The organism is Neobacillus sp., from assembly GCF_031988165.1.
GTDB lineage: Bacteria > Bacillota > Bacilli > Bacillales > Cytobacillaceae > Neobacillus > Neobacillus rhizosphaerae.
Window position 1 is genome coordinate 18,630 of the sequence record NZ_DALZYO010000043.1, and the last position, 25,436, is coordinate 44,065.

The window sequence follows — 25,436 nt, forward strand, 5'->3', positions numbered from 1 at the left end:
TTAAATAAGGAAAAAGCGATCCTCCATTATTGAAGCATCGCTACCCGTTTGTTTATGATGATGGTTTTTTTCTTTCTTGTGTCTTCCAATTAAAATAGCGACTAAAATAATTCCCCATCCTATAATATCCATAATGACATTACCTATATCGCCAATATCATCAATCGATAACCCGATCAAAAAAGCCCCAATAAGAATAAGTGGGATAGCAAATAAAAACCTCAAATTATTTAATCCTCCCTTATTTATGATATAAACATTATTAATGAAGTATCCAGCCCATTAGCACAAAAAGATAAGCTACCTCAATGACAGCTTTAATCTAAACTTTTGCACCCGATAGCCATCCATGCAACGCAAAATCAGCGCTGCACCACGGAGAATGAAAATGGATCAGGCAGTCTATACTTTTTTATGCTGGCGAAGAAGGTCTTTGAACTATGGTGCCTTTGAGCCCATCCGTTAGTCTGACTCCAACGATCACAGTGTACCATCGACTGTCGCGCCCTTTTAGGGGTAACACTCATGGGAGATTAATCCTTTTTCTGGTTGTTGCGCCGGCTTACCTGCTATCATTTTGAGTAAAAGGGGAAAGACAATTGAGTTATCAGCCATCCCTATATCCAACCTTTCAAGAGGCTCAGCTTTTTTTAATTTTTCATGCTCTTTTTCAGTTTTTATTTTCATAAGAGTTGAAGAAGCTATATGTTATTTCTCCCAAATATAATTAGCAAAAGACAAAAGTTGTCCATTCATTATAAATTCTTCATTACCTGTTGCTATGTACTTAAATCCGTTTTTCTCCAAAACCTTTTGAGATGCTATATTATTTGTTGTTGTCTTCGCTGAAATCTGTTTTATACCTAGCTTACTTGTAGTTTCTAATAAAAGTTTCAATGCTTTATTAGCAATACCTTTTCCAGTGTATGCTTTTCCCACTCTATAACCTATATGACCAAAACCCTGTGATTTTTCAATATCTACTAAGTTCATTCTTCCGAGAATTAAGCCTTCTTTATTCTTAATTAAATAAAGGTAAATTAACTCTTGAGCTTGCTCATCCATCAGGGCTTTATTCCTTTGTTTAAAGGTCTCAAAGTTATAGTAATCATCCCCTCGGCTCGGCACCATTTCCTCAAAAAAAGCTCTATTTTCAAGTTCAAATTCAAATAACTTCTCAAAATCTTTAGCGTGTAATTTCTCAATCAAAATTTCCATCTTGATTACCACCAATTCAATTATTCACATAATAGCTAAACCTAGAATCCTTCTTCAACTCCCTTTAGTTGAAAAAGAAAAATCCGCTGGAACCGCAGCTAGATCTTTAAGTAAAACACTAGTTACTAAAAGAAGAAGTCCCTTTTCCAACCAAGCAATAAAATTGTCTAATTTAATATAGTGCTGAATTTTTCTCAGGTAAAAATACTGCAAAAATTAAGTAAATAGAAACAGAAGTTGGAATTAAAATAAATTGTAGCATTACAGCAAAAGGGGAAATACCATAATATTCAGCTATTCCTGAACAAACTCCAAATAACGACTTATCTTATGATGATTTTGTTAATCTATTCAATGCAACCACTCATTCTGTTTATTTGTAATTTTTACTAAATTATACCATATATAGATTTTTCTGTCCCTTAGTGGAACAACAACAAAATGCTGTCGCAATGACAGCCCGATCCCAAAGGAATGCACCCAGTTAGTTGAACAACTTAAAATTTTCATCATTTTCGACTGAAATAAGGTCCGACCCAACCAGTTTCATGTGTTTTCACATATGTCCAGTTAAAACCCTTATCCACAACGTAAATATCTAATTCGTTTATAAGGTCATTTGCAATTAATTTAGAAGCATTTTCTTCCAGCCTCCCTCCAAAACAGTCAAAAAGCCAGATCTTGATTGTGCCTGACACCCGATTTTCGTGTTCGCAAAACGATTAAACTTCAAAAAAAATGGCCAAACCTTCACAGTGGCCATCATTGTTAACGAAAGTAAACTTTCTAACAGTAAAAAACAGGACTGAAAAGAAGCAAGAGAGCCGTCCCCTTGCAACTTTTTATATCCCTAGAACATTCTAAATATATTATCGAAACCACTTCTCATGTTTCTTTCTCGATCTCGATTACGATTCATGCTACGCCTTGTGTTTCGATCTCTGTCTCGGTCTCTGTCCCGATCACGTCTTGTGTTTCGTTCCATGTCTCCGTCTCTGTCCCGATCACGTCTTGTGTTTCGTTCCATGTCTCGGTCTCTGTCCCGATCACGACTCGTGTTTCGTTCCATGTCTCGGTCTCTGTCCCGATCACGACTCGTGATACGATCTCGACTCGTGTTCCGATCTCGATCACTATCATGATCTTTATCAGAAGGAGCTATTGCTAAACCACTAAAGGAAATTGGTCCTACAACAGCCGCTTCCGTACCATTGGTAATATTTTCAGCAGTTACTTGATAAGTATGGGTACCTTGTCCCACATTCATATCTATAGCTTGAAATGTTACAGTATAGTTAACCTCTGATGTAGGATCTGATTCTACTCCATCTTGAGATCTGAAGATTTCTTTTCCATCACGAAAGATTTTAAATAAAAGTTGAGATGTACCAGTAACCCCGCGCACTCCCACTGTCGCAATTAATTCTACATGATTATTATTTGCATTATTTCGAGGAATCGTTATACGAATAGTTGCTAAGACCACTTTTTTCGGAGAATGAGGAATATTTCTTGGTCTAATTTGATTAACCTTTCGAACTGGTTCTGTTGCTTGATAATCAATAATTTGGACCATTTTAGTCACCTCCTTAACGTAATACTCTAAACTATGCAATTAAGGAAAAATAGCTTGGACAATCTTTTTATAGTAATAGGCTAAATGGCCAAAAAATAAAAAAAGGCTAGTGACAAGCATCGGGTCGGTTCTAAGACTGGATTCACCATGAAACAGGCCTCTTCTTGAACCATTAGGAGAAGGGAGTGAAAACTCGTGGAACAAAATCATCCCGCTCATTTATAAGGTGGGATTCCCCATCTTGGTGACCCTTTATCGTATTGAGTCTATCTAGCTCTTGTGGTTCAGTCGATACAGCATCTCCCCGGACACATGAAGGGGTGATTCTAAAAAAATTGAGGAAGCAAAAGAGCCTTCCCCTTGCTTCCCAGTTAATTCATCTATTTTTTCCTTTGATCCAAAATGGACTATAGAGAATGTAAAAACTCACAATCATCACCAACTCCAGTGAAAGAAGATACCACGGCCATGGACCGAGATAATCTAAAAGGGAAGCGGTTCTAGGTTTTTTCATGATATATAGGTAATTTGCTCCCAACAACTTATTAAGGAAAAATACACATGCTGCATATAGGTTCACAATCAGAATGGTCACCCACATGGAAGGAATGGTCGGCCGATAGTTGAAGGCCACTACCATAAACAAACAGGCTAATACTACCCCTCCATGTGAAACAAAAAACTCGATATATTGAAAGTGAGGAAACGAAAACTTGCCAAGATTAGGTGTCAATATGGCTTGAATGGAACTACCAAGCGCCGCAAAATACATGAATTGAAAAAGTTTATAGCTTCTCGTAAGCAGCATGAAAATGGCGAGTATAACGACAATATCACTGAGATGCAGCGGCAAATCTCTCCTTATTGACCAAGCATTCTCAGCAACAAGCCAAAGGTGTTCCGAAACATCGGACACAACTAAGAGAAAGGCCAAAGAGAAACGAAAAATCCTTCGCTTCCCATTCTCCTTAAGCTCATTCCTCTTAACATACAGGAGAATACAAAGAACGAAAATAATCCCAATCGTTAAGAGGTGCTCCACTGAAAAAAGACGAAACGAATCAAGTTTTGAATGAAATTGAAAGTATGCTTGCATCTTAATAACCCCATTACCTAAGCTGATTTTTTTAAGACTTCTTAGTTTAGAGCAAATTTATCCAAATCTATACCTATCCAGGAAGCAAGGGGACTGTTCTTATGCTTTGGCTCACGGGGAAACGGTCTTATAGAAGAGCGCTTTTAGACATAATCACCCAGGGTCACTGTGGAACAGTCTTATAGAAAAGCTCTATTAGACATAATCACCCAGGGTCTCGGTGAATCTGTCTTATAGAAAAGCTCTATTAGACATAATCACCATGGGTCACGGTGAATCTGTCTTATAGAAAAGCGCTATTAGACACAATCACCCAGGGTCTCGGTGCATCTGTCTTATAGAAAAGCTCTATTAGACATATTCACTAAATGTCACCGTGAATCTGTCTAATAGAAGAACTCTATTGGACATTATCACCAAATGTCACGGTGAATCTGTCTTATAGAAGAGCTCTATTGGACATTATCACCATATGCCAGGGTGAATCTGTCTTATAGAAGAACTCTATTGAACATTATCACCCAGTGCTCCGGGAAACTGTCTTATAGAAAATCCCTATTGGACAATATCACCCACTGACACCGGGAAACGGTCTTATAGAAGATTCCTATAGGACAATATCACCCTGTGACACCGGGAAACGGTCTTATAGAAAATCCCTATTGGACAATATTCCTTAGTGCCACGTGGAAACGGTCTTTTAGAAGATTCCTATTGGACAATATCACCCTGTGACACCAGGAAACGGTCTTTTAGAACAGCTCTATTGGACATTATCACCTAGCGACACGGGAAACTGTCTAATAGATCTTACCTAAATTCCATACTCTATCAAAAAACTAAGCATATTCGACAAACTTCGATTCGTGACAAACACAATAATATAGTGGCCTGATCAAACTAGATTCAACTTCATTTTTCAAGTTTTTAAAAAAACAAGCTGCTTAGTGTGCTTCTGACCCCATTACCAATACTATTAATAGTAGAAATAGCATTACTAGCATAAGATTTCACCGGTTTACGCTTACATTTAAATAAAAAATTTCCATCCTTGCAACAATTTGCTATCGTTAAACGTGGTTAGGTTGAAAGGGGGAGCAGCAGTGGAGCTTGATAAAGCGTATCAAGAAAACGTAAATGATTTATATCGATATCTTTTCTCCCTTTCAAAGGATCATTTTATCGCTGAGGATTTGGTTCAAGAGGCTTTTTACCGAGCGTATTTGCAATTGGAGGATTATGAAATTTCCAATATCAGAGCATGGCTATTTAAAGTGGCCTATCATGCTTTTATCGATTTTCAAAGAAAAAATAAGCGTCTGATCATTCAGGATCAGATAGAAGAACCGGGCAATCTCTCCATGGAAACTCCGGAAAAAAAACTGCTTGAAAAAGAAAGTTTTCAACTTTTGCTAAATGATATTCATTCCTTAAAGGAGCAAGAAAGACATGTCTTGTTATTATGTGACTTGCATCAGCTTAAATACAATGAAGCAGCGGAAATTCTTAATATGAAAGTTAATACTCTAAAAAGCCACTTACATAGAGGACGAAGAAAAGTCATGGACAGGGTAAAAGAAAGGATGAAGGTAGATGAGTGATGAAAGAAATCATGTTCCAAATGAAAAGGATGACTATCAAAACTATCTTAAGGAATCAATGAATGGAATAAATGACTTTCACCCATATACAGAAGAAGGACAAAAAAAGATTGTCAATCTTGGAAAAAATATGGCGCGAAAAACCAATATCATGGTAAGCCTGGCTATTTTGCTACTGATTGTACCGATTATGACATTAGCCACTTACATGTATTACGGAATTGGCGGCAGGGCGGATCATTTAATTGATGTTGTCACAAAAACGATTTATGTGACTGAGCCCAATATGAGCTTAGAAAAATTAAAGGTAGAGGATGACATTGGTCTCTTTTCGATGAATATAAAGTTTGATGTTTTAAAAAAGATTGGGAAAGAAGACTATAAGATTGGGAACTATGATATTGATTTTCTGTTAGACCAGCCTAGTTTTCCAAAGAAAAATCTGTTGTTAGATCGGCCGTTAGCTGAAAACCCGAGTAAGGAAACGGAAGTCATGGTCCATCCAAAGGTAAGTATTCCATTTTCTACGACAGATGGGTGGGATATATTAAAAAAGCTTCCGGACGGGACTGTCTCTGAGGTCTATATATCGTTAAATCATTTAATGAAACCAGACGATTTGAAAGAAAGCATGCCAAAAAATATGGAACTTCGCTGGTTCGCGGTGGATACAGGAATGGAAGTCACTCAAGAAGATAAAGAAGGAGTACCGATTACGCCGCTAGGTTATCCTGCACAGTACGACCACACCACTTGGTCCCCATTTAAGACCAATGGAGAATCAAATGAAGAGGTATTTCTTGATATTTTATCACTGCTTGAAAAAAATGAATCCGTTGCTGAAAAAGTTGCCCGTGCCAAATCATTATCCATGAGCAGCCGTTTGGCCTATATTAAAGAACATGGCATAAAGGTGTACGGCGCAGTCATAACTGGTCCAACTGAAGAAATTAGAAAGCTTCAAGATATGAAAGAAATACGTGCACTAAAGGTTGGGGAGGTAAAGCTATGGAACTGGGAATAAAGAAAAAAGGTAATCATAAAAGCTTACCAACAATATCTGGTTTTCTATCTTTTCTAATTGCGCTCATTTCGTTAGTAGGATTAAATGTTGCCCTTTTAATAAAAGAAAAAGTGTTTCCTGGAATCTTTATTTATCAACTTCCGTTGCTAAGTTTTTTTCTCGGGATAATTGGGCTATTTACCAGAAAACGATCGAGACTTTATGCCATATGGGGAATCAGTCTAAGTATTTTTCTGTTTATTTTTACCCTATTGATGATTGTCTCATCTTTGAGTATTAATTATAAACCATAATACGAACAGTGCTAGGCACTGTTCGTATCTTTCACATTAAACCTGATAATGAATGGTCGTTATCACTAGGACGAGGTTCCTGTTCCCCTCCTCCCCACGACTTTCCCCTACAAATTACAAAAGAAGATTGGCGAGGGCTGTTTCTAATCATGACTTTTTTTAAAAGAAATCTATGGAAGCGACTGAACTGGGAATGGTGCCAAACCCAAATATTGCTTCCAATAGAAAATTAATAAATAGCTACTTCCGCAGCCTAGGCTGTGATCAAACAAAAGCCCTTTCCTACTAAAGTAGAAAAGGGTGATTATTAAAGAAATGCTTCTTTTATACATGAACTGTTCCGGTCGGTCACTTTGCCTATTTTTCTTTTGACCAAAAGTGAACTAAAGTGTATTAGTTTGACTCCATATCCGCGTTCTGTTCAATCACTTGATTCTCCCGTGATTTCATCTCATTTAGATCTTTTTCAAGCTTTTTTACTTTCATCTGAAGCTTGAACTGACGAAGAGTTCCGAACATCCCCACTACTAACCCCCCTAACAGGGCTGATCCAATGATAATGAGAATTATTGGGATTTCGCTGTTACCAAACAAGTAATTGATTTTGACCGATGACACGTTTAAAACAGCAAAGATGGCCACGATAAAAGTAAAAATAAGTGCTAAAATCAAATTCCATTGAATGCGCATGGCTATGCCTCCCAAAATAATTTTTCGGTTTATTGAATATTTCTTTTAAATAATACTACCATATCTTTCCGTTACAAACACCATCGATTCCGTACCAGAATAACCTTGCCCATTTTGATTGTGACGCCCCGGGGTAATTTTCTTGTTTTCTAGAATTGGGATGGTGCCTAGGTACGGAAATTTTATAAATAGTAGGTGAAACGAGGTGAGCGACAATGGCACAAGCGTTATTAGAGGGAACGAAGCTTTGGATAGATTTATACGGGATTTCAATACTCCTTAACAACCCAACTACGATGAAATGACAGCCCTCGACCATTCTCCTCTTTTTTCCCTCTCAATCAAACGTTTGATTAAAAATACCTTGAGACCGCGTCAATACTAGATTTTCGCATCAGATTACTGAAGAAAATTGTCGAGATTTATCTGCTTAATGTGATTTTAAGTAACTTTGAGCCTTCCATGGATTACAACCTTGTTGCAGCAGGAACGGTAGTAGTTATGGATTTACTGAACATGAAGTGGTTACTGCATAGATTATTAAAGATTTTTTAATATCCAATTTCAGAATAAGCTGCGGCACTGCGCAACACTATATGTAATTGGGAGGGGCTCCTGTCCCCTGTGCTTCCCTTAAACAGCATAACCACCAGTAACAAAATGAAGGAATTTTCCGTCTATTTAAAAAGAGTTAAAAAGGGGGAAAGATTTAATTATGACAAAGAGACTAACACTAACGCTTATACTAACAGTAATTTTTAGTTCGCTATTATTTGGGTGTACTGGTTTTGAAAATAAAGAAAAAAAGATAAGCGAAGTTACAAATATACAATATAGCGATATTACAAAAATAGTATTTTTTGATGGAAGAGGAAAAAACAACCCATTTACTCTTAATGATAAGAATCAGACAAATGATTTTATAAAGATGATGGATAGATATGTTATAAAAAAAGAAAAGAAACACGATGATTTTAAAGGTTGGATTCATAGTGCAGACTTTTATAATGGCGACAAAAAACTTATGAGCATTACATTTACAGATCCTTTGGAAATAGACGGGAACTATTATGATATTGTAAAAGGACAATTAAGTACTGAAAAAATGGATAACTTTATTCAGTCTGCAAACCCCGATTGGAAATTGCAATAATTGTTACCCCACTGTTTTTTGATCTAAAAAGAGGTTTCTTACAAAACCATTATTAAAACACCTTGAGTGGAGGTCTGACCCCAATATGCTATTGGCTGTCAACCAAATTGACATACAATGGTGGATTTTGTATAGTAAGTGGCGAAGATTATGATTGGAGTGGATCGTTTGATTTCAAACTCTGAATTACAAAACTTGGATCTTATAGATTTAATAAGTGAACGTCATAGTTTGGTCCGTAAAATCTCAGAGAAAGCATGGAACGATAAAAGTGAGATTTATATTTCAAATTCTGAATGGTATATTATGGCCAGGATTTATAAAAAGCGGCCTACCATTTCGTATGTTACAAAAAATGTAGAAATTTCTCGCCAGGCGATACATAAGTTTATCAAAAATCTTTCTGTAAAAGGATTAGTGGAAATCAATAATCTAGAAAACAACAAGAAAGAGAAGTGTATCCAGTTAACAGCTTTAGGAGAAGAATGCTACGAAAAAAACGAGGTCCTGAAAGCCCAGCTTGAAAATAAAATTGCAGAAAAAATAGGTGTTGAGCAAGTAAAGATTCTTAAGGATCTATTAAAGGTAGAGTGGGGAATCGAACAATAAAGGCTGTTAAAAACCTCCACCTTGTCAATTAAGTTGACAAAGTGGAGGTTTTTCTTTGTATTAATATTGTCAACTTTGTTGACAATAAGGAAAAATTATTGATATAGTTAACAGACCCGTTAGTAAGTGGGGGTGTACTACGGAAATGGATAATCGCTGATAATCGAAGGCACGACAACTCTTTTTCAGCGGAAAGGATATAAGGTCGTAGAAGTAAAAAAAATCTTTAAGCATGTAATAAATCACTAAAAATTATTTTGCATGTATGACCAAATTTATTGAAGGAGTTAAATACGTGAATACACAAATCAAAACAGACTCGATAGCGAAACAACAAATGAATACAGTTCCGAATACGAAACAAGAAATCAAAACAGGCCCGATAATGGCTGCTCTTTTAGTGGCAGGCTTTGTCGGACTTTTTAGTGAAACGGCATTAAATATTGCCTTAGGAGATTTAGGTCGAATATTCAATGTCAATGCAACGACGATCGGATGGTTAGCAACAGGCTATTTTTTAACATTAGGTATTTTAGTACCGGTAACAGGTATTTTGATGCAAAAATTAACAACTCGTCAAATGTTTTTGACTTCTATATTGCTATCCCTTATCGGGACAATTCTAGCAGCAGCAGCACCCTTATTTAGTGTTTTATTGGTGGCACGTATTATTCAGGCAGCAGGATTAGCGATTAATTTGCCTTTAACTCAAAATGTTATCTTTACCATCTTCCCACCAAATAAACGAGGCGCCGCAATGGGAGTCATGGGCTTAGTTATGTTAGCAGGCCCAGCACTAGGACCAACATTAGCAGGTCTTATTTTAGATACATTATCATGGCATTGGATTTTCTGGGTTACTGTACCTTTCTTACTGTTTTCTCTTATTTTCGGGTTCAAGTATTTACCGAATGTGAATGAGATACGTAAGATTTCAATTGATGTATTATCTGTTATTCTTTCGACGATTGGATTCGGAGGCATTGTTTACGGAGTAAGTGTTTCTGGTGAAGTCGGGTGGACAAGTCCAATTGTTCTTGGAACAATCATCATTGGACTCGCTGCACTCATTATTTTTTCAATTCGTCAAACGAAAATGGAGCATCCTATGTTGAATCTAAAAGCATTTCATTCCCCTCTTTTCGTACTTGGCGTCATTATGAGTTTTATCACGTTCTTTAATATGTTATCCATGCTTGTTGTTTTACCAATGTATATGCAAATGGCTTTAGTGATTACTGCTTTTACAACTGGTCTGATCCTGCTGCCAGGCAGCTTGCTTAATTGTTTATTAGCTCCAACCATTGGTCGTTTATTTGATAAATATGGCCCGAAAGCAGTGATTACACCTGGAACCCTTTTAGTAGCCATTGGTTATGGATTGTATTCACAATTTGGTACAGACACGGTTTTATGGACAATTGTCGTAACTCATATTGTGATGATGTTAGGGATAGGGGCGGTGCTTGCTTCGGTCCAAACAAACACGCTAAATTCACTTCCGAAACAGTACTATCCAGATGGAATCGCTATAACGCAAACGGTCCAACAAGTAGCTGGCGCAGTTGGTATTGCAGTAATGGTCTCGATTTTATCAGCAAAACAGAATAGTTACGTAGCAGCTATTGCGAATGAACCGACACATGCAGCAGCATCGGGATCTGCACTGGTGTTTAAAATTAGTTTATTATTAGCGGTGATGAATGTTGTACTGTCATTATTCATCAAAAAACCCAAGCTATAGGAAGCGTGAGGACGGTTCTTCTCGTGCTTCCATGCCTATCACAGATGGGGGAATTTCACGCGTCCCGACGACGGCCACTCAATTAAAGGGTAGGAATCCCCCTACCCTTACCGATTTAAGTCTCGATAAATTTTCACTATAAAAATAAAAAATATCGACCATTTCTTGTATGTGATATACTATTCAATCGTTTGGTTAAATACGATATTAGCCTTGCTATATAGGGATTTGATTTATCTAGAAGGAGATAATTTTGTCGATAGCCCGTTAGCATCTTATCAGAAAAACAAACAATATCCACGAGAAAATGATTCCAATCTATTAAACCTGCAAAATTCTACTTATTTTCCGGTTTTCCAACACTAATCAAACGTTTAATTAAATTTGGCATTAGCCTGCTTTAAGACTGAGTTTTTCAAGCTAATCTCAGAAAATAAATGTCGAGAGCTGTCCTCCATTTTATCAAAAAGGAACCTTGAAGAGTGTCTGAACAAGGGTTGTGCCTTTTCCTAGAGTAATCCCCTTTGATAAATGCGGGAGACATATCCACACAAACTTCCGTGACAAGTTCCGCATTTTTCACTATGAGATTCTAAATGCTTTTTACATTCTTTCAAAAGAAGCAAGAGAACACTCCCTTGCTTCTCCGTTTCGAACGAATCATACATAGCCCAAACAAATACCCGTACCTTTTAATCAGAGAAGTGCTGTAACACTTCTCCCTGTAACTGCTACCGTCAGGGTGTGGTTATCAAAGCTGCTGCTTATTTGTGCGAACCACCCTTTATTCTGCGCGGGGTGGTTTTTTTGTTAAAAGAAGTAACCATTCATTTGGCCGTTATTACATTAAAGAATTATATGTTTTTTTCGCCTTTCAAACCATTTATCGAGTAGCTAACGGTTATTTCTGAATTTAGGGAATGGGCAACTGAACAGTATTTGTCCTTTGACAATTGAATAGCACGAATGACCTTATCTTCAGGTAATTCTCCTTCTAACGCATAATGAATGTTAATAGTAATAAATCGCTTAGGATGATCCCCGGCACGTTCGCCTTTAACATCCATATGAAAACCGGAAGGCTCTAGACGCATTTTATGCAAAATAGAGATAATATCAATTCCTGTACAACCTGCGACCGCCTGTAGAAGCAATTCCGTCGGCCTTGCTCCTGTATCCTCTCCTCCTACTTCCGGAGCTGCATCCATAATTATTTCATGCCCGGAGGGAGTAACCCCCGAAAATGACATTTTTTCTTTCCAGTTAATTGTTAACTCCATCTTCACACCCCTTTCACTGTTCTATTCTTACCAATCTGGTACTTTCTTATTTTGAATAAGGATTTGTTATTTTTCTAATCCCATTAAGCGACATCCATTCGACTAAATTCCATATAGGATATACTAATCAAACGTTTGGTTGAATCAGCTGTAAGTACGACTTATAAGATTTTTCCCTACCAAGCAAAAAAGAAGTTTGTCGAGAACCGCAAGAGAATTTCGCAGGTAATAACTTACCTTTCCACAAAATGAGATTGGTTTCTCTTGAACTTACATCATTCGATTTTTTACTCGCCATTTCCCTACTACTCAAACGTTTGATTAAATTTGCTGCAAACTCCATTAAATCAAGGTTTGTCCTTCCCAATGTGAAAGAAATTTGTAGAAAAGTACTTAGAAAATGTACTGACTCTGAAACGAACAACCTTTTCCCTCTTAAAGGACAAATTTCGATCATTTTCCGTATATGCTATACTATTCAATCGTTTAATTAAGTACAGAGTGATCATTGATATATAAGGGATTTTTTCATCTCATAGGAAAATATTTTGTCTATGAAACATTAAGGTTCTAGCAGAAAAAAGTACAATATTCCGGAGTAAATGATTCTATTTTATTAAACCTACATAATTCTACTCATTTTCCTATTTTCCAACACTACTCAAACGTTTGATTAAAAATGTCTTCAGCCTGCTTCCAAAACCGCTTTTTACATCCAATGTCTATAAAAAGATGTCGAGAACTGTCTTCTGTTTCCCCCCTTAAAGTAAGACGCTATCCCTTTCGTGATGTCTATCACTGGGTAGTAATAAGTACTTCCACCACTGACACCCAATCAAAAAAAGACAGAGAGCAATACCCCCGTCTCTCTGTCTCACTTTAACACTTTAGTTGAGTTTATTATGGCCCCAAAATCCCTACTCTGGTTCTCTAATTCTACAAATCTCGACATATATCGGGTGGTGACAGGCACAGGAAGTTATAAAAAATTTTGGGGTCTACTTTTTCGACCTAATATTACAATAATAAATTAAGCATTTTTTGCAATTAATTCTTCTGTTTTAATGGAATTTATAGCATCTTTCTTCACTGAAATCTTAAAGAATAAAGCTATTAAGATCGCAATAATACCTGCGCTTGCACAAAAGATAAAGTAGGCATTATAACCACCGTTAGCTCCGAATGTTTTAAACAACACAATATTTACGATAGGCATGATAATATCTGGTGTATAGCCTACAAAGGATATGACACCAATTGCAAGACCGAGTATCTTTTCATCTATCTTACAATCACCAAGTAACGACCAGTAAAGACCTCTAACGGTATAAATCATTAATCCAATTAATACTACAAGGACATAAAAGTAAATGTGAGGCATCGTAATGGGTAAGACTGATATAGCAATTAAAAAAATGGCAGATAACCCAAGGGCTGTCATTAAAATACTACTCTTCCCAAACTTATCACCTAAAAATCCACCTAAAAACCCGCCAATCGGGCGCATCCAGAGCATTAATACAGTTACTTTACCTACAGTTCCTGCATCAATTTTTATATTCGTTTGTAAAAATCCACCTTGATAATATACAGCCCATGTCACAATATAGGACATAAATATGATGCCGCCAAGCAGCCATATAAACTTATTACTAAATATTTGTTTGAAATCTTTAACATTAATTTTATTAGTAGTTCCTACTTTAGATGAAGATTCTTCTTTTTTAGAAGAAAATTCGTCTTCTTTAACAAAAAACAAAATAAGTACTGACACCACTATAAGCATAGCGGAGTACATGTACACAACATATTTTAAGGCTTCTTTCTTCTGAACAAATTCTGAACTATCTCCTAAAATACTTGTAAAAATAAATAATGCTATACTAGCCAAAATAGCTTCTATTAATCCACGACCACCATCTAAAGCGCCAAAAAATCTTCCTTCTTCTTCCTTTTTAGCAATTAACTTTACAAGTTTTAAATGAGCTGCCCAAAAGGTGAATACGGAAAAAAATCCCCAAATACCAAATATCACCAAAACCATTGAATAGCTCGGAACTTGAGCAAACCATAGTCCGGTAAGTCCACAAATCAGGAGTGAAATAAATAAAAGTTTTTTTGCTGAAAATTTATCAGCAAGCCAGCCACTTGGTCCATATCCCACGAGATAAGCTATACCCAACACGGAAAATATACCATTTAGCTGTCCAAGAGTTATTCCGTAAACTTCCAAAATCGTTTCTTGATAATTTGTTTTTAAATAGATAAGAGGAAATATCGCTCCTGCTGCTAAAACAATCAGAAAAAACTGAAAATACCTTTTAAAATTTCCCACTTTGAAACAACTCCTATCTTAGCTAAAAATTGGATAAGTAAGCTTTAAAATCTCATCTGTATGCTTTCTCACATTTTTTACAACAGTCTCGTTGATAGTATTATAGAGTTCGTGATTGTTTTGGTTTGGTACAAACGTTTGTTGAGTTTTAACCATTTTACTTGTTGCCTCATAAAAATCTTTGTAAATGGATAAATAGTGGCACACACAAATAGCAGCTCCTAGACAGGCACTACTGCTGCCTTCACGTCTGTGAACGGGTAATCCAAAAAGATCAGCAATAATTTGCATCATCACATCACTTTTGGAGCCACCACCTATCACTACTAAATCATTTAGCTTTACATCTATTTCTTCTAACATATCATCAATATTGTTTTTTATATTGAATGCAATCGCTTCCAATATAGAGCGGTAAATGTGGTATTTAGTATGGCGCTGATCAAAACCAATCATGACACCTTTTCGATAGGGTATAGATGGTGTAGACAACCAGTCGAGGATGGTAATCAGACCATCACTGCCCACTGGAACATCTTTTGCTTGAATATTCAAGTATTCCTCTTCCGATACACCTAGTTTTCCAGATTCTGTAACAAGTTCCTCGCCAATTAGTTTTTTAAACCAACTCACAGTCCACATACCGCGTCTTATTCCATTGGATTCATAAACGTATTTAAATGGAATACATGCGAGCGTAGGAAAAAAATTGTTAGCATTTTCAGAAAATTCATCCCGTAACAACATAGACGAAATAAATGTTCCAAGAGATATCATAATTGTCCCTTCGTCCTTAATTCCGGAGCCCAAAACCTCTACAGCTTTATCATTTGCTGTTGCTACTACTGGTATATCTTTATTAAGACCAAACTCATGAACCAGTTCTTGTTGTAGCGTTCCCAGCTTTTCACCCGGTTTTACAAGATCAAATAACATCTCTCTTTTCAACCCATTCGCCTTCATTACTTCATCGTCATTGGACCAATCTAACGTTTCGCGGTCTAATGGCCAGTTAACTTCATAGTTTGAAGCAGTGTCCTTAAATTCCCCTGTCAATCTAAAGCCGAGATAACCAGAAGTTGTCGTTACATACTTTACTTGATCATCAGAATGTACATATGGTTTGTCAAGTCTGGAATCCATCCAGCTTATCACAGGATAAGCTAGATGGCCATCTTCCTTTAACAAAACGCGACAACATCTTATTGTACATAAACCAATTCCGATAATCTCTTTAGGATTGCCAGTGAAATTAGCTAGACAATTTTTAATTCCACCATACACGCTGTCCCACAAATCATCATCAGGATGTATGACTACACCTGGTTTAGGTGATAAAGTTTCTTTTAATTTATAAGAACCAAATGCAATTTCATTTCCTTCTAAATCAAAAATGGCTACTTTTGTACTTTGAGAACCATTATCTATCCCCATTACATACTTGCTCATACATGCACCTCATGTAAACTATTATAAATATTTCTTGCCTTCTTCTTGAGGGAAAATGGTACCAAAATTCATGATGCCATTAGGGTCAAACACTTCTTTTAATTTTTCTAACATATAGTAAGCAGAACCGTGCTCTTCTTCTGTCCACTGGTTACGATATTTTCCAATACCATGGTGATGACACATTGAACCGCCAAGTTTTAACGTTTCTTCAATAATAATTGAATGAATTGGATGATGATAAATTCTCATTTCATCTTCCGGTGCACAATTAATATTATAGTTGTATACAAAATACATATTCGTACCATTAAGATAACTATGTGATGAGTGCCCGCCAAGCATTGTTACATCTTCAATTCTATCAAACTCTTCCCTTACTCTTTTCATAACATTGTGATAAATCTTAACAATGTTTTCCCAGTCAGCTGATACTTCAGTTGTAAAACCATCATGCTTATCAGTATCAATCATTCTTTGGAATTCTTTATCAATATGTTCTTGCGTCCAATTCAAGTTATTAAACCAATTTTCTATTAAGTTATCTTCTACTTTTTCAATGATACCTTCTTGAAATTTAGAAACTGCTTCTTCAATCGCTTCAGTAGTTGCTTTGACAATACTTGATGGTCCTTCTGACATAAAAATTAAAACACATTTGTCTTTATAGAAATGAGAAAAATGTTGTCTTGCATCTTCTTCAGAATATACACGTGCAACGGATGGTCTAAAGCCATTTGTAATAACTTCTCTTAAAATCTTTATACCTGTATCAACGTCTTTTATTAAGTAACCATGGAAAACATTGTTTTCTGGGTGAAATTTAAAAATTTTAACGGTAACTTCTGTTATATAGCATAAGGTTCCTTCATTACCAATGGCAATATGTCTAATATCAGGTCCGCCAGCTCTTCTTGGAACATTTTTTATTCTAGAAATATGTCCGTTAGGAAATACACATTCTAATCCTACAACCATATCTTCAATAGCGCCGTATAAGGTTGAAAATTGTCCAATACTTCTTGTTGCCAATAATCCACCATATTGTGCAACTGGTTTTGACTGTGGAGAGTGACCTGTAGTGTAGCCAATTTTACGTAATTCATCTTCTAACGTTTGTAGTTTCACACCAGCTTGTACAGTTGCTTGCATATTATATGGATCAATTTTAATGATTTTATTCATTCTTGATCCATCAATGACTAAAGCGGTTTCTTTCCAGTTTTCAAGGCCGCCTTCAGTAGCTGTTTTTCCACTTCTAGGAATAACATTGATATTATTTTTATCACAGAACATTAGCAGTGACTTCACTTCTTCTGCTGAGTGTGGGTATACAATTGCCATAGGCATTGGAACATCAAGTGCTTTTTTAGCTTTTGCATATTTTTTATAACGGTCTGCCGACGCATCATAAAGTGCCTCATCATCTGTATTAATTTGTTCTAATGAAATAATAGACTCTAATTCTTTTAATAACTGTTCTTTAACCATAGTATTATTTTCACCTTTTAATAACTGTTCATTAGCCATAGTATCATTTCTCCTTTTATCAATTTCTACAATTCATTATCTTACTAAGTATCCACCATCAACATTTACTAACGTACCATTTACATAATTTGAAGAGTCTGAAGCTAAAAATACGACTGTACCCATTAAATCTAAGATATTTCCCCATCTATTTGCTGGAATATGGTCTAAAATACGTTGGTTAGCTTCAGGGTTAGCTCTTGTCTCTGCTGTAACTGCAGTAGCAAAATACCCAGGTGCAATACCGTTAACTTGTATATTAAATTGAGCTAGTTCATCACAATAAGCTTTTGTAAAACCTGCTAAACCGTGTTTACTTGCAGCATATGCTGGTGACCATTGACCTCCAAGGTATGAAAACAATGAGCAAGTATTAATGATTTTTCCACTTTTTTGTGGAATCATGTACTTAGCAACCTCATGAGATAATTCAAAGCCAGCTGTTAAATTGATAGAGATCATTTTATCCCATTGAACTCGTGAAAACTTGGTTACATCTGGTTCATTAATACAAATACCTGCGTTATTCATGAGAATATCTATTTTTCCATATGTTTGAATACATTCTTCTGCTATTTGTTTACAAGCGCCTTCTTCAGTAACGTCTGTAATCATAAGATGGTATTTAACACCTTCTGCTTCAATCATTTTCTTAGTTTCATCATTGTCATCAGCGATGCTAACTGCAAAAATATCAGCCCCTGCTTTTGCAAGTGCTAATGCAAAACCTTGCCCTAATCCAGAATTTCCTCCAGTGATAATGGCAACTTTTCCTTTTAAGCTAAAAAAATTCATTGAGAAATCTTTAATACTCATTTTTTCAGTATTCATGTTTTTCACCATCCTAATATTGTTTTTTGATATGGACATTGTACAATAGCCAAATCTAAATGTAAACGAATTCATTAGAAAATTTTCTACTTTTTTTATTTTTTTAATTTATTATGGAAAATTTTCCTCGTCGTTGACTACTGAAATACAATAGATTAAAATGATTTCAATATAGAGAAAGGAAAAAGTAGATGATAAATATAAATTTAAATAACTTAAATCAATTAGAGCTTTCCGTCCATAACAAACTTTCTAAAATTATAGAAAATAATTTTAATATAAAAATATTAGAGGCTGCTGATTATTGTGATGTATCTTCTTCTATGGTTTCAAAACTTGTAAGAAAACTAGGGTTTGAAAATTTTAAACAATACAAGCAATTTTTTAGCGGACAGCAAATAATGACTGAAGACAAAAAAGAGTCGAGTGAACTAGAAAGGTTAAAACATTTTATAGAAAACTTTGACCCAGTTCTAGTAGATAATTTTTTAAGTATGTTTAATAAATACAACAAAATCGTCCTTTTCGGACTAGGTCCATCCTTTTTTTGTGTGGAATATTTTGCTTATAAACTCGCTCTTCTATCAGGTAAAAATATTTCAGTAGCCCAAAGTGAAGATTATGCTCAACATTTGGTTGATAAAGAAACACTTTTAATTGTTTTGTCAGTAACTGGTAAATTCTCTTCCTTTGAAAACCTTTTAAATACAGTAAAGTCTTGCGGGGCTGAAATGTTATTAATTTTGGAAGAGTATAATACTTCATTGGCTTTAGAAATTGATAATATATTTTACTTAACAAATTCTACTCAAGATGAAAATCTGTTACCTTTTGAAAAAACTCGAACAGTATTCTTTATTTTCATAGAAGAAGTTATTGCAAAATTAATGTCAGAACGAGATACAAATAACTTAGAGAGGATAAAGTAATCGTGATATTTAAAGCGGTTTCTCTCAAATTTATGGAAGAAAAAAAACCTTTCAAAGACTGACAAGAACATCAATCAATATTGTTCTTTTTTTCAGTCTTCAAAAGGGTTAGGATTTCTATATATAAAAAATGGTTACTTGTTCCCTTTATTGAAACAAGTAACCATTAAACATCTAAGTCCTTTTCGTAATCATATATCTCAGAATACTTTTCTAGCCACATTTCAACATCTTCAAGTCTTGGTCGAGAATTTTGATCAGCAATCTCTATACATTTAGCGAATAGTTCTTCATTTCTAACACAAATTCTATATCCGTTTAAATTTAAAAATGTATTGGCAGCTAAATAACCTGTTCGTTTATTACCATTATCGATCCGCAAATAATAGCAATTGCTCTATCGCTTTGGTGTTGATTTTGTTTGTATTGCATTTTAAAATTCATAGTAGGGCTTCCTCCTTAAGACTCTGAGTTAGATTGGACTCTATACTCGTATCTTACTGAGGGGCTCTATTTTTTTCAAACCTGATATTTAACGATCTACAGGAATGCTAACCTGCCCCGGTAGCTCAATAAGAAAAAACCCCTGATTCTACAAATCTCGACATATATCGGGTGGTGACAGGCACCAGTATTTGTTCTTTGTACAATCCACGCATCGTTTGTATCTACTATATTTTCTAAATCATCATTGGTAAGTTTTTTTCGGGTATATAGGTACCAATAGCTGTAGTCCTTCCTTTTGATCGCATTCGTTTGTCCCCTTTACTATTTTTACACTAGATTTTATAATTAAATATTAGAACCAGGTACTAATCATTATCAATGATTTTTCCTGAAAATACTGGAAATTAATACCGCTTATGATAGTCCAAAGGAGAGAGATTCATGTTCAATACTCAACAAATTTTAAGAAAGAGTGGGTGGATTTTATACATATGAAAAATCGTATCGTTCAATTATTAACTGTGTTTGCAATTGTGCTGTTTATCCTTATTCTCGTTAATAAATCCTTCATATCGCTAAACACTCTTGTAGGTATATTATGGCCTATCACTCTTATAGGGATTTCCTTTGTTATCTTTATTGAAAATCGTTCTCCACAAAGTACATTAGCGTGGTTTTTAGTATTAGCACTTCTTCCGGCTATAGGCGTACTATTCTACTTACTTTTTGGCAGAAGCCGTTGGAGACGAAAAAGGCATTTACATCGTGCAGAGGAACAAAGAAAGTTATTCCGAGAAATTTTAACAGATAAGCGTTTTGATTTAACATCTCCATTACCATCTTCATTAAGTGAGCGGTCTACCTATCTAAAAGAGGTCATACAAAAATTTGGCGGTGGTCCTGTCGCAAATGAAACAGCAACAACTCTTTTAACAAACGGGGAAGAAACATTTACAGAAATCATCCAAGCTATCGAAAGCGCACAGCATCACATTCATATCCAATACTATATTTATCGCTCAGATGAAATTGGTACAAAAATTCGGGAGGCCTTAATAAAAAAAGCACAATCCGGTGTAATCGTACGCTTTCTTTATGATGGGCTTGGAAGCAATTCACTACGAAATCGCTTCTTACAACCTATGAGGGATGCAGGAATTGAGGTTATCGAATTTGATCCTATTCTTTCACCGTGGCTGCTTGAAACAGTCAATTATCGAAACCATCGTAAAATTGTTATTGTAGATGGAACAATTGGTTTTACAGGTGGGCTCAACGTTGGTGACGAATATCTCGGCCGTTCGAAAAAGTTTCCTATCTGGCGCGATAGTCATTTGAAAATAGAAGGAAAAGCATTATATAAACTACAAGCTATTTTTTTAGAGGATTGGCTCTATGCTTCTAGCGGTTTAAACAATTATTCTTGGGATTCATTTATTAACAGAGATTATTTTCCAGAACGTGGAATTCATCAAGCTGAAGGCGCTGTTCAAATCGTTGCAAGTGGCCCAAGCTCAGATGACATAAGCATTCGTAATACGCTATTAGCAGTTATGGGATCTGCAAAAAAATCAATTTGGATTGCAACACCCTATTTCATACCAGATCAAGAAACATTAACATTACTACGTTTAAGCGCAACCGCTGGAATTGATGTCCGCATTCTATATCCAGGAAAAAGTGACAGTGTTATTAGTGACCAGGCATCTCAATCTTACTTTACACCACTACTAAAAGCAGGAGCTTCAATTTACCACTATAAAGATGGATTTATGCACGCAAAAATTGTACTTGTTGATGATGAAATCGCAACAATTGGTACAGCAAATATGGATATTCGTAGCTTTGAGCTTAATTATGAACTCATTTCAGTACTATATGAATCTAATACGGTTTTAGATATAAAGCGTGATTTCGAGCAAGATTTTAAGGAATCCATGGAAATTAGATGGGATTCATTTCAAAAACGAAGTATTCGAAAACGAATACTCGAATCCCTTATGCGCTTAATTTCACCAATATTGTAATTTAGATACAAATATTAGAAAGTAGTGAAAACAATTTTGTATTTTTCAGCCAAGCTTTAGAGGTACTAAGAAAATGTAGTATAGACTTCTACTATTTCTATTTTCAATTAATATAAATGGTAAAAATTATAGTAGAGATACTTTTATAACAAAAATAAAAAAGTAGCAGCAGCTACTTTTTTACACGCCAAATAGATATGATTATTAAAGTAAATGCTGTTAATGACATCATTGGAATAGTTATAAATCCTAAATAATTTACATAATCAACAGAGCATGGAACACCTTGCTTACATGGTTCAATTGCCTTCATTGCAGGTATTTTTTGAAGTAAAACATGATAAAGCGCAATTAACCACCCAATAAATGAAACTGCTAATATATATTTTTTTATACTATATTCATTATGGTAGATTGCAATTCCTAGAATTAAAACAAGTGGGTACATAAATATTCTTTGATACCAGCACAAACTACAAGGGATAAAATTCATTACTTCACTGTAGAATAAACTCCCTAGTGTTGCAGTAATGGCCACCATCCAAGCTGCGACAAAATAATATACATTGTAATTTGAATTAGAAGTTCTCATTACTTTAACCCCTCTTCAATTAGTTCGTTTATTTTGTCCATATCAAATGGGTCAGTTAATTCCACTCCGTTAATAAAGATACCAGGTGTTAATTTTAATCCTATTTCTTTTACTAGTGAATCATCTTTACTTATTTGGTCACGTACTTCTCGACTATTCATTTTTGCAATAAATTCGTCTTTGTTAAAATTAGGGATTGTTTTACCTGCAACATCGACAGCTATATCTTGGTTTATCCAAACTTCATCGTGATTAGAAGTTTCTGGTTGCGCTTGATATAGATTGTGTACATAATCCCAAAAATAATCAGGGTATAATTCATAAACCGCTTCAAATGCTTGGGCTCCTATTTTTGAAGGCTCTTCATGGAATAAAACATTTGTGAAGGAAAAGTTTGCTTTTCCTGTATCTATGTATTTTTCTTTTATAACAGGAAAATACTGAAGACTCCAAACTTTACATGCTGGACACATTATATCTCCCATTTCAACAATTTGAACCTTGGCGTTTTTTTCACCAATAGTAGGTTGACCTTCCATATTAAGCGTTTTAGCATTTTCTTTATCAGGTTCAGGAGTATAACTAAATACTAATATAATACCAATTATCGCTAAAAGGCCTACAGTTAATGCAATAATTTTCCCCTTATTAGAACTGCGTGTATTTTTAGATTTCATTATTAATACCTCTACTTTTTTTTATTTGCTCACACTATTAATTATAAAAGATATTAACTGTAAATATTATGTATAAATTGTGAAACCCTTTTCAAAGAATGAGATGTTTTTTGTATTAACTAGCATTTTGTGAGAATTCTAACTGGCAAGTATTCCGCCTACTTATCAAGGTGCAAAGTTTGAGTTTATAACATATATCTTTTAAGAAAATTTTATGTTTATTACTATTGTGATGATTGTATTGATTACGTATATTTCACCGATTTTTAATATTTATCAAAATTTCAAAGACTAATTCCTTGTTAAAATGAAGTAGAACTCCCTTGAAAGAGGTACAAAAGTGAAAAAAAATATCATCCATTTTATTAAGTAGTCTTTTAATAGCTGGGAAAGAACTTAAGGAAATAAACCGAATAATGGTTAAAAAATAGGAATTATATGGTGAACCTACTTCAACACATGGCACAATATAAGGAGTGAACATTCTTTTATGAAAAAAGTAATGATAGTAATGATGTTGATCATTTTATTTATGGGTATTGGAACAGCAGTTTATACAAGCCCCTTAAATCAGTCAGTAAGTGCAAAGCTTCAACAGTGGATTGATCCCAAGTCGGATAATAACAAAAAGGACACGTGTGGGGTAAACCATGTGCCATCAGAAAATAGTTCTTCAAAAGAGGATAATTGTCAATTAAACGAAAAATAGATAATTCAAATTATATTCATAGTTTAGAAGTACTATAAATATGTAACTAGGACACATGCAAGCGATTAAACTTTTTTATAAAAAACTACAGGGATAAGTTAGAGAAAAGAATTCATTTTGATCAATGTTTAGTCAAAATGAGCTCTTTTGCTTCCTGGTAAGATCAGTGTTTGCAAGTTGTTTTTAATCAAACTTTATTCCAAACCAACAGCAGATGCTGAATCGATCATCCTTTTTCTTTAAGTGCTTTTGTTGCACTATTGCAAAATAGGAGAAAAAAAGGGAATCCCTTTTAGGACCCCCTTAACGTATAATATTCAAATAAACCCCTCTTTTTATGTTGAGATAACGTCTATTACACCTGAAAAATTCCCTTTCAATACTTCTTTTTCATTCTGATTTTTACATAAAAAGGATGCAATAATAGCTGTTCTATTATTTTCTTGCCTTTCGTATTTTTCAATTTTAACTTCACAAATTATTGTATCTCCCGTAAACACAGGTCTTAAAAACTCAAAATTCATAGTACGAGCCAGTACGTTATTATCTCCACCTACTTTTGTTGGTAGAGTTGCCGTTAATAACCCTTGAATTACAAGTCTCCCCTGTTCATCTGGCGTTATATGATGAATCCCTTCATCACCTGAAATCTCTGTAAATAATTCAACATCCCTTACTGAAAAAGTCCGTTCAAACGAAATAATATCTCCTACTTTTAATGACATATAAATCTCCCCCTGAAGGTTTTATACTGTATTATGTGTGAAAATCTTGAGGTTTCCAATCTTTCGGCTTTATGTTCTTATTCATCCATTTCTTTTGTGGTGCTTGGTATGAGGTGGCGGCGATTAAATGATTATTGTGCCAGCTTGCTGCTCCGGAACGAATCATTTCATCGAGCAGGATTTGAATAAATTCATCTGGTTGAAGCTGGAAAGAGTAGCGTGCAAAATCTTGAAACCAACCACACTTTAGTAGGTAGTTATCGATTTCTTCTTTTGCTAATCCGTTTTTAATGATTAATGTGAATGAAAAAATCCTTTTGCAGGCATGCCATGAAACTTTTTCTGGCTTCCTGAGCCACTTTTCAAACCGTTCCCTTGCTGCATCAATGGCAGCCAGAGGATTCTCCATTTGAGGTCCATGTCCTGAATATGCCTGCCCGATCCGGAGCATGGACAACCGATCCAAACTTTCTATAGATCGTTGGATAGATGTAACACCCTCTCGAAAGATATTTAACCATCCGATATCATTTTTGTGAAAGAGATCCCCGCAAATTAATATCTCTTCTTCAGGTTCATATAAAGAAATATGCCCTAACGTATGACCCGGTGTGTACAAGATTTTCAAGCTTCTACTTCCTGTATTAATCTCATCGTTATCTGAGAGCTTTGTATCAACTCGATAAGGTTCTACAGGCTTCAGGGTCACAAGAATTAATTAAATCGGCTTCCCATTTATGAGCAGCAATCGTAACACCATAATTTTTTTGAAGATGAAAATTCCCTCCTACATGGTCACTATGATAGTGCGTGTTCACATTGACTTCTCCCCATGGATAAATCCAAGGGATTCTTTTTAAACCTTCATCAAAGCCGCCTATCAGCCGGGGCTTCCAGGTCT

Annotated in this window: 24 protein-coding genes and 4 pseudogenes; 9 read left to right on the forward strand and 19 right to left on the reverse strand. The window is 35.3% G+C overall.

All coding sequences use genetic code 11. The annotated features are described in order from the left end of the window. The 6 genes and pseudogenes from RTR43_RS21280 to RTR43_RS21305 form a co-directional block, all read right to left on the reverse strand. Window positions 1-225, reverse strand: coding sequence for a serine kinase (locus RTR43_RS21280; RefSeq protein WP_312474970.1), 225 nt, complete (start codon window positions 223-225; stop codon window positions 1-3). Window positions 226-708: 483 nt separating this feature from the next. Further along, window positions 709-1,218 (reverse strand): GNAT family N-acetyltransferase, encoded by a 510-nt coding sequence (locus tag RTR43_RS21285; protein WP_312474972.1) that lies wholly within the window; start codon window positions 1,216-1,218, stop codon window positions 709-711. A gap of 172 nt (window positions 1,219-1,390) precedes the next feature. Next, window positions 1,391-1,534 (reverse strand): annotated as a pseudogene (locus tag RTR43_RS21290) (PspC domain-containing protein); the annotation flags it as partial. Window positions 1,535-1,727: 193 nt separating this feature from the next. Beyond that, window positions 1,728-1,862: pseudogene (locus RTR43_RS21295) on the reverse strand (DUF4275 family protein); the annotation flags it as partial. A gap of 500 nt (window positions 1,863-2,362) precedes the next feature. Continuing rightward, window positions 2,363-2,794, reverse strand: a pseudogene (locus RTR43_RS21300) (exosporium protein C); the annotation flags it as partial. Window positions 2,795-3,170: 376 nt separating this feature from the next. After that, window positions 3,171-3,890: a YwaF family protein gene (locus tag RTR43_RS21305; RefSeq protein ID WP_312474975.1), complete on the reverse strand. Its 720-nt coding sequence runs from the start codon at window positions 3,888-3,890 to the stop codon at window positions 3,171-3,173. A gap of 1,103 nt (window positions 3,891-4,993) precedes the next feature. Here RTR43_RS21305 and RTR43_RS21310 point away from each other — a divergent pair. The 3 genes from RTR43_RS21310 to RTR43_RS21320 are packed head-to-tail and all read left to right on the forward strand — an operon-like array spanning window position 4,994 to window position 6,808. Next, on the forward strand, window positions 4,994-5,491 hold the full coding sequence (locus RTR43_RS21310) for a sigma-70 family RNA polymerase sigma factor (protein WP_312474979.1): 498 nt from the start codon (window positions 4,994-4,996) through the stop codon (window positions 5,489-5,491). Beyond that, window positions 5,484-6,515: an anti-sigma factor gene (locus RTR43_RS21315; RefSeq protein ID WP_312474982.1), complete on the forward strand. Its 1,032-nt coding sequence runs from the start codon at window positions 5,484-5,486 to the stop codon at window positions 6,513-6,515. Before RTR43_RS21310 ends, RTR43_RS21315 begins: the two co-directional genes overlap by 8 nt. Further along, window positions 6,500-6,808 carry a hypothetical protein gene (locus RTR43_RS21320; RefSeq protein ID WP_312474985.1) on the forward strand — a complete coding sequence of 103 codons (309 nt, stop codon included), beginning with the start codon at window positions 6,500-6,502 and terminating at the stop codon, window positions 6,806-6,808. The genes RTR43_RS21315 and RTR43_RS21320 overlap by 16 nt, the downstream gene beginning before the upstream one ends. A gap of 393 nt (window positions 6,809-7,201) precedes the next feature. On the opposite strand, the gene RTR43_RS21325 is transcribed toward RTR43_RS21320, so the two are convergent. After that, window positions 7,202-7,498: a LapA family protein gene (locus RTR43_RS21325; protein ID WP_312474987.1), complete on the reverse strand. Its 297-nt coding sequence runs from the start codon at window positions 7,496-7,498 to the stop codon at window positions 7,202-7,204. A 715-nt stretch (window positions 7,499-8,213) separates the two neighbouring features. Between RTR43_RS21325 and RTR43_RS21330 the strand changes: the two genes are divergently transcribed. The 3 genes from RTR43_RS21330 to RTR43_RS21340 all read left to right on the forward strand — a co-directional run bounded on the left by RTR43_RS21330 (window position 8,214) and on the right by RTR43_RS21340 (window position 11,004). Next, complete coding sequence (locus RTR43_RS21330; RefSeq protein ID WP_312474991.1) at window positions 8,214-8,651, forward strand: hypothetical protein; 438 nt, start codon at window positions 8,214-8,216, stop codon at window positions 8,649-8,651. Between the two features lie 150 nt (window positions 8,652-8,801). Then, entirely contained in the window at window positions 8,802-9,260 is a 459-nt protein-coding gene (locus tag RTR43_RS21335; RefSeq protein WP_312475025.1) for a MarR family winged helix-turn-helix transcriptional regulator, read from the forward strand. Window positions 9,261-9,597: 337 nt separating this feature from the next. Continuing rightward, window positions 9,598-11,004 (forward strand): DHA2 family efflux MFS transporter permease subunit, encoded by a 1,407-nt coding sequence (locus RTR43_RS21340; protein ID WP_312475027.1) that lies wholly within the window; start codon window positions 9,598-9,600, stop codon window positions 11,002-11,004. 509 nt (window positions 11,005-11,513) lie between these two features. On the opposite strand, the gene RTR43_RS25685 is transcribed toward RTR43_RS21340, so the two are convergent. The 6 genes from RTR43_RS25685 to RTR43_RS21365 form a co-directional block, all read right to left on the reverse strand. Beyond that, window positions 11,514-11,672, reverse strand: coding sequence for a hypothetical protein (locus RTR43_RS25685; protein WP_396954608.1), 159 nt, complete (start codon window positions 11,670-11,672; stop codon window positions 11,514-11,516). Between the two features lie 186 nt (window positions 11,673-11,858). Further along, a complete protein-coding gene (locus RTR43_RS21345) occupies window positions 11,859-12,284 on the reverse strand; it encodes an OsmC family protein (RefSeq protein ID WP_312474995.1) in 426 nt (141 codons plus the stop codon). 1,030 nt (window positions 12,285-13,314) lie between these two features. Then, entirely contained in the window at window positions 13,315-14,619 is a 1,305-nt protein-coding gene (locus RTR43_RS21350) for an MFS transporter (protein ID WP_312474998.1), read from the reverse strand. An 18-nt stretch (window positions 14,620-14,637) separates the two neighbouring features. After that, window positions 14,638-16,068, reverse strand: a complete 1,431-nt coding sequence (locus tag RTR43_RS21355) for an FGGY-family carbohydrate kinase (RefSeq protein WP_312475001.1) — start codon at window positions 16,066-16,068, stop codon at window positions 14,638-14,640. Between the two features lie 21 nt (window positions 16,069-16,089). After that, window positions 16,090-17,598: an FAD-binding oxidoreductase gene (locus RTR43_RS21360; RefSeq protein ID WP_312475003.1), complete on the reverse strand. Its 1,509-nt coding sequence runs from the start codon at window positions 17,596-17,598 to the stop codon at window positions 16,090-16,092. Between the two features lie 36 nt (window positions 17,599-17,634). Next, window positions 17,635-18,414: an SDR family NAD(P)-dependent oxidoreductase gene (locus RTR43_RS21365; protein WP_312475030.1), complete on the reverse strand. Its 780-nt coding sequence runs from the start codon at window positions 18,412-18,414 to the stop codon at window positions 17,635-17,637. Window positions 18,415-18,620: 206 nt separating this feature from the next. Between RTR43_RS21365 and RTR43_RS21370 the strand changes: the two genes are divergently transcribed. After that, window positions 18,621-19,358: a MurR/RpiR family transcriptional regulator gene (locus RTR43_RS21370; RefSeq protein WP_312475004.1), complete on the forward strand. Its 738-nt coding sequence runs from the start codon at window positions 18,621-18,623 to the stop codon at window positions 19,356-19,358. A gap of 636 nt (window positions 19,359-19,994) precedes the next feature. On the opposite strand, the pseudogene RTR43_RS21375 reads toward RTR43_RS21370, so the two are convergent. Then, window positions 19,995-20,110 (reverse strand): annotated as a pseudogene (locus RTR43_RS21375) (ketoacyl-ACP synthase III); the annotation flags it as partial. Between the two features lie 186 nt (window positions 20,111-20,296). On the opposite strand from RTR43_RS21375, the gene RTR43_RS21380 reads away from it, so the two are divergent. Then, window positions 20,297-21,832: a cardiolipin synthase gene (locus RTR43_RS21380; RefSeq protein WP_312475006.1), complete on the forward strand. Its 1,536-nt coding sequence runs from the start codon at window positions 20,297-20,299 to the stop codon at window positions 21,830-21,832. Window positions 21,833-22,004: 172 nt separating this feature from the next. Here the strand turns inward: RTR43_RS21380 and RTR43_RS21385 are convergent, their stop codons facing one another. Together RTR43_RS21385 and RTR43_RS21390 are read right to left on the reverse strand one after the other, a co-directional pair. Beyond that, the gene (locus RTR43_RS21385) at window positions 22,005-22,424 is read right to left on the reverse strand and encodes a disulfide oxidoreductase (RefSeq protein WP_312475007.1); all 420 of its coding nucleotides are present in this window, start codon (window positions 22,422-22,424) and stop codon (window positions 22,005-22,007) included. After that, the gene (locus tag RTR43_RS21390; RefSeq protein WP_312475009.1) at window positions 22,424-23,101 is read right to left on the reverse strand and encodes a thioredoxin domain-containing protein; all 678 of its coding nucleotides are present in this window, start codon (window positions 23,099-23,101) and stop codon (window positions 22,424-22,426) included. Before RTR43_RS21390 ends, RTR43_RS21385 begins: the two co-directional genes overlap by 1 nt. A gap of 490 nt (window positions 23,102-23,591) precedes the next feature. On the opposite strand from RTR43_RS21390, the gene RTR43_RS21395 reads away from it, so the two are divergent. Continuing rightward, entirely contained in the window at window positions 23,592-23,810 is a 219-nt protein-coding gene (locus RTR43_RS21395) for a hypothetical protein (protein WP_312475011.1), read from the forward strand. A 335-nt stretch (window positions 23,811-24,145) separates the two neighbouring features. Here the strand turns inward: RTR43_RS21395 and RTR43_RS21400 are convergent, their stop codons facing one another. The 3 genes from RTR43_RS21400 to RTR43_RS21410 form a co-directional block, all read right to left on the reverse strand. Further along, complete coding sequence (locus tag RTR43_RS21400; RefSeq protein WP_312475013.1) at window positions 24,146-24,535, reverse strand: hotdog domain-containing protein; 390 nt, start codon at window positions 24,533-24,535, stop codon at window positions 24,146-24,148. A gap of 31 nt (window positions 24,536-24,566) precedes the next feature. Then, window positions 24,567-25,244, reverse strand: a complete 678-nt coding sequence (locus RTR43_RS21405; RefSeq protein ID WP_312475016.1) for an MBL fold metallo-hydrolase — start codon at window positions 25,242-25,244, stop codon at window positions 24,567-24,569. Next, the coding region (locus RTR43_RS21410; protein WP_312475019.1) for an MBL fold metallo-hydrolase at window positions 25,210-25,436 on the reverse strand (227 nt) is incomplete at its 5' end. The genes RTR43_RS21410 and RTR43_RS21405, both read right to left, overlap by 35 nt.

Bases quoted from the DNA above. Each gene is read 5' to 3' on its own strand.
- RTR43_RS21380 (WP_312475006.1), top strand. From the start codon at position 20,297: ATGAAAAATCGTATCGTTCAATTATTAACTGTGTTTGCAATTGTGCTG.
- RTR43_RS21330 (WP_312474991.1), top strand. From the start codon at position 8,214: ATGACAAAGAGACTAACACTAACGCTTATACTAACAGTAATTTTTAGT.
- RTR43_RS21340 (WP_312475027.1), top strand. From the start codon at position 9,598: ATGAATACAGTTCCGAATACGAAACAAGAAATCAAAACAGGCCCGATA.
- RTR43_RS21315 (WP_312474982.1), top strand. From the start codon at position 5,484: ATGAGTGATGAAAGAAATCATGTTCCAAATGAAAAGGATGACTATCAA.
- RTR43_RS21325 (WP_312474987.1), bottom strand. From the start codon at position 7,498: ATGCGCATTCAATGGAATTTGATTTTAGCACTTATTTTTACTTTTATC.
- RTR43_RS21400 (WP_312475013.1), bottom strand. From the start codon at position 24,535: ATGTCATTAAAAGTAGGAGATATTATTTCGTTTGAACGGACTTTTTCA.
- RTR43_RS25685 (WP_396954608.1), bottom strand. From the start codon at position 11,672: ATGTATGATTCGTTCGAAACGGAGAAGCAAGGGAGTGTTCTCTTGCTT.
- RTR43_RS21360 (WP_312475003.1), bottom strand. From the start codon at position 17,598: ATGGCTAATGAACAGTTATTAAAAGGTGAAAATAATACTATGGTTAAA.
- RTR43_RS21355 (WP_312475001.1), bottom strand. From the start codon at position 16,068: ATGAGCAAGTATGTAATGGGGATAGATAATGGTTCTCAAAGTACAAAA.
- RTR43_RS21395 (WP_312475011.1), top strand. From the start codon at position 23,592: ATGAAAAAAGTAATGATAGTAATGATGTTGATCATTTTATTTATGGGT.
- RTR43_RS21305 (WP_312474975.1), bottom strand. From the start codon at position 3,890: ATGCAAGCATACTTTCAATTTCATTCAAAACTTGATTCGTTTCGTCTT.
- RTR43_RS21370 (WP_312475004.1), top strand. From the start codon at position 18,621: ATGATAAATATAAATTTAAATAACTTAAATCAATTAGAGCTTTCCGTC.
- RTR43_RS21335 (WP_312475025.1), top strand. From the start codon at position 8,802: ATGATTGGAGTGGATCGTTTGATTTCAAACTCTGAATTACAAAACTTG.
- RTR43_RS21385 (WP_312475007.1), bottom strand. From the start codon at position 22,424: ATGAGAACTTCTAATTCAAATTACAATGTATATTATTTTGTCGCAGCT.
- RTR43_RS21390 (WP_312475009.1), bottom strand. From the start codon at position 23,101: ATGAAATCTAAAAATACACGCAGTTCTAATAAGGGGAAAATTATTGCA.
- RTR43_RS21345 (WP_312474995.1), bottom strand. From the start codon at position 12,284: ATGGAGTTAACAATTAACTGGAAAGAAAAAATGTCATTTTCGGGGGTT.
- RTR43_RS21365 (WP_312475030.1), bottom strand. From the start codon at position 18,414: ATGAGTATTAAAGATTTCTCAATGAATTTTTTTAGCTTAAAAGGAAAA.
- RTR43_RS21320 (WP_312474985.1), top strand. From the start codon at position 6,500: ATGGAACTGGGAATAAAGAAAAAAGGTAATCATAAAAGCTTACCAACA.
- RTR43_RS21285 (WP_312474972.1), bottom strand. From the start codon at position 1,218: ATGGAAATTTTGATTGAGAAATTACACGCTAAAGATTTTGAGAAGTTA.